The organism is Carboxylicivirga marina, assembly GCF_016612505.1.
GTDB lineage: Bacteria > Bacteroidota > Bacteroidia > Bacteroidales > Marinilabiliaceae > Carboxylicivirga > Carboxylicivirga marina.
On sequence record NZ_JAENRR010000039.1, the window covers coordinates 40,480 to 46,616 of the forward strand.

At 39.4% G+C, this 6,137-nt stretch carries 5 protein-coding genes; 1 reads left to right on the forward strand and 4 read right to left on the reverse strand.

Features of this window, described 5'->3' with window-relative positions:
* Positions 1–7: 7 nt before the first annotated feature.
* Together JIV24_RS15195 and JIV24_RS15200 are read right to left on the reverse strand one after the other, a co-directional pair.
* On the reverse strand, positions 8–763 hold the full coding sequence (locus JIV24_RS15195) for an ABC transporter ATP-binding protein (protein WP_200465918.1): 756 nt from the start codon (positions 761–763) through the stop codon (positions 8–10).
* Positions 760–1,500, reverse strand: a complete 741-nt coding sequence (locus tag JIV24_RS15200; protein WP_200465919.1) for an MlaE family ABC transporter permease — start codon at positions 1,498–1,500, stop codon at positions 760–762. The genes JIV24_RS15195 and JIV24_RS15200 overlap by 4 nt, the downstream gene beginning before the upstream one ends.
* Before the next feature lie 100 nt (positions 1,501–1,600).
* Between JIV24_RS15200 and JIV24_RS15205 the strand changes: the two genes are divergently transcribed.
* Complete coding sequence (locus JIV24_RS15205; protein ID WP_200465920.1) at positions 1,601–2,683, forward strand: mannose-1-phosphate guanylyltransferase; 1,083 nt, start codon at positions 1,601–1,603, stop codon at positions 2,681–2,683.
* Positions 2,684–2,729: 46 nt separating this feature from the next.
* Here the strand turns inward: JIV24_RS15205 and JIV24_RS15210 are convergent, their stop codons facing one another.
* On the reverse strand, positions 2,730–5,129 hold the full coding sequence (locus tag JIV24_RS15210; RefSeq protein ID WP_200465921.1) for a penicillin-binding protein 1A: 2,400 nt from the start codon (positions 5,127–5,129) through the stop codon (positions 2,730–2,732).
* A gap of 75 nt (positions 5,130–5,204) precedes the next feature.
* Entirely contained in the window at positions 5,205–5,858 is a 654-nt protein-coding gene (locus tag JIV24_RS15215) for an HD domain-containing protein (protein ID WP_200465922.1), read from the reverse strand.
* Positions 5,859–6,137 lie beyond the last annotated feature (279 nt).

The window sequence follows — 6,137 nt, forward strand, 5'->3', positions numbered from 1 at the left end:
GGTAGCCTTAACTGTTGTTATCTCTAATTTCTTTAAACAGTTTAGAGGCAAATATAAAATCCTCCAATTCCTTATTTTGTACATGAAAGATGTCATCTTTAGAGCCTTCCCACAATTTTTTACCCTGGTAGATAAAGATGATATTCTCTCCAATACCCATCACTGAATTCATATCGTGCGTATTGATAATCGTGGTCATTCCAAATTCTTGAGTAATCTCATGAATTAATTCATCTATAACAATGGAGGTACGGGGGTCTAAGCCTGAATTAGGCTCGTCGCAAAATAAATACTTAGGATTTAATGAGATGGCCCTTGCAATGGCTACGCGCTTTTGCATTCCTCCACTAATTTCCGATGGAAACTTATCATTAGCATTCTCCAGCTTTACCCGATTTATACAAAAGTTGGCCCTTTCGCGCCTTTCTTCTTCGCTCCAATCGGTAAACATATCTAATGGAAAGCGGATGTTTTCTTCAACGGTTAAGGAGTCAAACAAAGCAGAACCCTGAAAAAGCATACCTATATCTTGTCGCAAACGCTTTTTGCTTGATGAATCTAGGTCTAAAAAACTCCGGTCATCATATCGAATATCACCCGATGTAATATCATGAAGGCCTACTAAAGATTTGAGTAATACGGTCTTTCCTGAGCCACTTTGTCCAATGATTAAATTAGTTTTCCCATTTTCAAACACCGTGGAAATACCCTTCAATATTTCTTTATCGCCAAACGACTTATGAACATCAATCACCTCTATCATGCTAATAAAAGTTGGGTCAGAATTAAATTAAACAACAAAATCTGTATACTGCTCGAAACCACTGCTTTTGTACTTGCCTTTCCTACTTCTAAAGCACCGCCTTGCACATAATAGCCCCAATAGGCCGATATGGTAGAGATAATAAAGCCAAAAACCACAGCTTTTATCAGGGCATAGATGATGTAAAATGGCTGAAATGCGAATTGAATACCATAAATATACTCAGGAGCCGGCACTTCACCAGTCATTGAACCTGCTAAAAAACCGCCCGTAATACCTACGCCCATACTTATAATAACTAATACCGGGATAATAAATACAAATGCAATTACTTTAGGTAAAACCAAATAGCCTGCTGGGTTAATACCCATAATTTCAAGCGCATCTATTTGCTCTGTTACCCGCATGGTGCCAATCTCGGAGGCAATGTTAGAGCCAACCTTTCCGGCTAGTATTAATCCAACGATGGTTGATGAGAATTCTAAAAGTATTGAGTCACGCGCTGCCAGTCCAACTGTGTATTTTGGAATAATTGGCATATCTATGTTATAGGCTGTCTGTAAGGTAATGACAGCTCCCATAAATACCGATATAATTATTACAATGCCAAGGGAATCAATACCAAGTTTATCTATCTCGCGCACAATTTGTTTAAGAAATATATGGTGTTTCTCCGGCTTCCCAAATACTCTTTTCAGAAAGAGGGTATATCGTCCCAGGTGGTAAAATATTCTCATGGTGGTATGGAAAATAGTCCTTAAATTAGTGAGATAAAAGTAATAATAATCCTATTACTGTAGCAAGATACAACTTTAGTATTTGTAAATAAACACATCCATGAGTAACAATACTTACTGTGTAATAATGGCTGGTGGTGTCGGAAGTCGATTCTGGCCCTTAAGTACCACCCAAACACCAAAGCAATTTTTAGATATACTTGGTACCGGCAAATCATTGCTTCAACAAACGTATGAACGTTTTATCCCCATATGTCCGGTTGAGAATATAATGGTGGTGACCAATAAAGCCTATAAAGAAATGGTTTTGGAGCAGTTGCCTGAGTTGAAAGCTGATCAAGTATTAGCAGAGCCATTACGTCGCAATACTGCCCCATGTATTGCTTATGCCAATGCGGTAATAAAATCTAAAAATCCAGATGCTCAGATAGTGGTGACACCATCGGATCATTTGATTATTAACGAAGAACAGTTCAGAGAAAAAATAGCTAATGGATTAGATTTTGTAAAAAACAGAGATACACTTCTTACCTTCGGGATAAAACCCAGTCGCCCTGAAACAGGCTATGGTTATATACAAGTAGAGCATGAAGATGGTTTGCCTGATAGCTTCAATAAAGTGAAGACTTTTACCGAAAAACCAAACCTTGAGATGGCAAGGATACTATTGGAAAGTGGTGAGTTTTTCTGGAATTCGGGGATTTTTATCTGGTCATTAAAAAGTGTGGAAAAAGCTTTTGAGATGCATTTAAGAGAAATAGCCAGCTTGTTCAATAGCTTTTACCCAACGGTTGGAACTCCAACTGAAGAGAAGGCTTTGTATGATACATACGTTGATTGCCGAAATATATCCATTGATTATGGTGTGATGGAAAAAGCTAATAATGTATATGTGCAAATTGTTGACTTTGGCTGGTCTGACCTAGGAACCTGGACCTCATTACATGAGAATTCAGAACGGAACTTTAGTAATAATGCCGTTTTGAGTGGTAAGGTCTTATTATATGATACGCATGATAGTGTTGTACATATCCCAAAAGGAAAAACAGCTGTTGTGCAGGGGCTTAGTAATTACATTGTAGTGCAATCAGATAAGTCATTATTGATCTGCCCTAAGGCAAATGAGCAGCAAATTCGACAATTTACAGCCGACTTAAAAGCCGAATATGGCTCTGATGACTAAAATTTAAGGAATCAAATGATAGGAGCCAGGTTTAGTCCCTGGCTTTTTATTTCTTAAATAAGTCCTTCATTTTCTGAAGAACACTCTTATGATCCGTCTTTTTCTTTTGTTCCTTTTTGGCTTTACGCTCTTGTTGCTTTTTTAACTTAAGCGAATCAGGTTTGTCAAAGCCTTCAAAGAAGCTGTCAAAGAAACCTTTATCGGGGTCAGTCTCGGAATAATCATCACACATAAATCGCTTTTGCAAACGCGAAGGTACTACATAGAATGAACCCTTATGGTACTGGTAACGACTGCGATCTTTTTCAAGGCGCTGCATAAAACGAGCGAAAATTGGTAATGCCATATGCCCGCCACTCCCTAATGCTGTTGAGCGAAAGTGAATGCTTGGTTGATCATTTCCAACCCAGGCTCCGGCAACAATATTTGGTGTATAGCCAATAAACCAACCGTCGGAGTTATCCTGTGTTGTTCCTGTTTTACCAGCTAATTCACTTTTAAGGTTAAAAACACTGCGAAGAGAACTGCCTGTACCTCTTTCTACTACTCCGCGCATCATTTCTACCATAAAATAGGCTACGTCTTCATCATAAACCTCGTCTTTTGGCAATCGACCTTCATTCTCATAAAGTACATTTCCATCCCTGTCTTCAATACGCATAAGCATTACTGGTTCAACCGGGCGCCCATAATTAGGAAAAGTGGTATAGGCCGAAACCATGTCAAGTAATGATAATTCCGCTGTTCCAAGTGCAATTGAAGGATACTTTGGGATATCTGATTCGATGCCCATATCTTCGGCCAGGTTAATGACTTTTCTAACTCCGATTTGAGTGATAAGCTTGGCACTAATAGTATTTACCGAGTTGGCCAGTCCTCCTTTTACCGAAAAGTAGCCATCGTGCTTGCCATTACTATTGGCTGGGTTCCAGTCATCATAATCTTCATAAACTACCTGTTCATTGGATATGAAATCACAAGGCGAAACACCATCTTGCAAAGCTGCAGCATAAACGATAGGTTTAAACGTTGAGCCAACCAATCGGCGCGATGTTACATGGTCATATTGGTATGTTTTGTGGTCGATACCACCCACCCAGGCCAGTACATGTCCATTGCGTGGGTTCATGGCTACAAAACCTGTGTTTAAAAGCATCAGGTAGTGTTTGACCGAATCTACCGGGCTCATATTTACCTTTTTTTCACCCGAATGGGTATAGATGGTCATCGGCACTTTTTTCTCCATAGCTTTAAAAATGGCCTCATCGTTATGACCAGCTTCTTTCATCTTCTGGTATCGGCGCGATTGTCGCAAGGCATTGGTATAAACCTGAGGATGCTTAGCCCATGGTGAGCGTCCCTTCCAATGTCTGTTAAATTCTTCTTGCAGGCGTGTCATTTGTTGATCGACTGCTTTTTCGGCATAATCCTGCAATTTGGCATCAATGGAGGTGTAAATTTTTAAACCGTCGGAGTAAATGTCGTATTCATCACCATATTTATCTTCCAGAATATTTTGAGCTTTAACACGTATCTTTTCTCTGAAATAAGGTGCAATTCCGGTATTGTGATCAAGGCGTTTATAATTGAGCACTATTTTGCTCTTTTTCCATTTCAGGTATTCATTTTCTGATAGAGTGCCATGGTCACGCATGCGGCTAAGTACGATATTTCGACGCTTGATACTGCGTTCAGGATTCACCCGTGGATTATAAGCTGTATTGGCTGCCAACATGCCTACCAGAGTTGCTGATTCGGCAGGGTTAAGGTTCTTTGATTTTTTGCCAAAGAAGCGCTTTGATGCGATTTCAATACCATATATATCTTCGCCATACGGCACTGTATTTAAATAAAGGGTAAGAATATCCTCTTTGGAATAAATATTTTCTAAACGTGCTGCAGTGAAAATCTCCTTGGTTTTACCTACGGGCAATGTTAAAAAGCCTAGTCGCATGCGAGGGTATAGGTTTTTTGCCAACTGTTGACTGATGGTGCTACCTCCTCCTTGTGCTTTATCGCCAAAAATGATGGTGCGAACTACAACTCGGCCAAGACTGATAATGTCTAAACCATTGTGCTCGAAGAAACGGCTGTCTTCGGTTGCAACAAGCGCTTCTTTAACGTAGGGTGAAATTTGGCTATTGTCAATCGTGAGGCGATGCTCAACATAGTAACGGCCCATCAGCTGTTCGTCGATTGAATATACCTCTGATGCTGAGTGATTTTGTATTTTCGACAGTTCATCTTCAGACGGTAATGCGCCAAATAAACCCAGGTAAACAAACAGGCAGAAAATAAAAACGGCTGCAATACCAAGTGTTCCGGCTTTTAAGAAAAAAAAGAAGAGTCGTTTTCTAAAACTTCTTTTTTGAGTAGAGACTTTCTTAGAGCTTGTAGTCTTCTTTTTAGTCGTAGTTCTTTTGTTAGATGGTTTTTTGGTAGCCATTAATTCCGGGTTTTAGCGATGGCGAAAATAGTCAATAAAGATGAATGATAAGAAACAAACTTCTATCTGTCGCAGTTATTCTTCATCATTACTTCCCCACTCGTTAAAGAATTGTTCCAAATATCTTTCCATAAAACGGTGACGTTCTTTTGCCATGGAGCTTCCGGTTTTGGTGTTCATTTTATCTTTTAACAAAAGTAATTTCTCATAAAAATGATTGATGGTTGGGCTGTTGCTACTTCGGTATTCTTCCTGGCTGCGATATTCCTGTGGGCTAATGTCAGGATTATAAAAATCGCGATCTTTGTGTCCGCCATAGCTAAACGCTCGAGCAATGCCTACTGCTCCAATGGCATCCAGACGATCGGCATCTTGTACAACCTGAAGCTCAAGGGATGAAAAAGAGTTTTCGGTCCATTGTTTAGAAAACGACAGGTTCTGAATAATCTTAATGACATGATCAATTGTGGTTTGATCAATTTGGTACTCCTGAAGTTTCTGATCGATCAACATCAGTGATTCCACTTCATCAAAAAATTTGGTGTCAGCAATATCATGCAGTAAAACTGCTAGAAGAATAACATTCCAATCACCGCCTTCTCGTTTATGTATGAGTTTGGCGTTATTACGAACCCTAATAATATGCCACCAGTCATGTCCGGCTTCACAATCGCTTAATTTTTGCTGGGCCCATTCTTCAATTTCGAAAAGTACAATATCTTTTATCATGATGTTTGTGTGATGAGGAACTAAAATAACAAAAAAAGAGGAGCTAAGAAGCTCCCCGTCCCAAAAACCCACTTTTAGGTCGCTAATATTGAATCAGCTTCGTATGTATTTTATGTAGTATTTCTTCGTTTTGTTCATTTGAGATTTCACCTCGCGAACAGATGAGGTAACGGCCTGATTTTATGATGCCAATATCGGACGCGGCTATGAAGCGAAAGTGATTTGTTGCCAAATCGACCTTTCAAAATGCTAAGTAGCCAAAGCGTTGTATTTTGTTTT

Coding starts and splice junctions, on each gene's coding strand:
- JIV24_RS15210 (WP_200465921.1), bottom strand. CDS start 5,129: ATGGCTACCAAAAAACCATCTAACAAAAGAACTACGACTAAAAAGAAG.
- JIV24_RS15215 (WP_200465922.1), bottom strand. CDS start 5,858: ATGATAAAAGATATTGTACTTTTCGAAATTGAAGAATGGGCCCAGCAA.
- JIV24_RS15205 (WP_200465920.1), top strand. CDS start 1,601: ATGAGTAACAATACTTACTGTGTAATAATGGCTGGTGGTGTCGGAAGT.
- JIV24_RS15200 (WP_200465919.1), bottom strand. CDS start 1,500: ATGAGAATATTTTACCACCTGGGACGATATACCCTCTTTCTGAAAAGA.
- JIV24_RS15195 (WP_200465918.1), bottom strand. CDS start 763: ATGATAGAGGTGATTGATGTTCATAAGTCGTTTGGCGATAAAGAAATA.